At 61.2% G+C, this 286-nt stretch carries 1 pseudogene; it reads right to left on the bottom strand.

Annotation, left to right across the window (positions count from 1 at the left end):
- A pseudogene (locus FRY97_RS22180) lies at positions 1-286 on the bottom strand (DUF11 domain-containing protein); the annotation flags it as partial.

The raw sequence follows: 286 nt of genomic DNA, 5'->3' as shown, positions 1-286 counted from the left end.
AGTTACTACCGCCGTCCAGCTGCTGATCGTTGTGCCTACAGGCGCGGTGTCCGCTACCGTTACGCTGCTCGCAGCGCTCGGCCCGTTGTTCGTCACCGTGATGGTGTAAGGCACCGTTGTGCCGGGCACGTAGGTAGTGGTACCGTTCGTCTTCACCGTGGTGATATCCGATACCTCGTCCGGTGTATCCGGCCCGTCCGTACATTCCGGACAGTCCGGGGTCGGGTCTTCCGGGTTCGTTACCACAACCGTGTTGGTCAGGTCAGCCGTAAAGTCGGCCGGAACA

The organism is Phaeodactylibacter luteus (assembly GCF_007993045.1).
In the GTDB taxonomy this organism is placed as follows: domain Bacteria; phylum Bacteroidota; class Bacteroidia; order Chitinophagales; family Saprospiraceae; genus Phaeodactylibacter; species Phaeodactylibacter luteus.
This window is presented reverse-complemented; position numbering and strand designations above follow the sequence as displayed.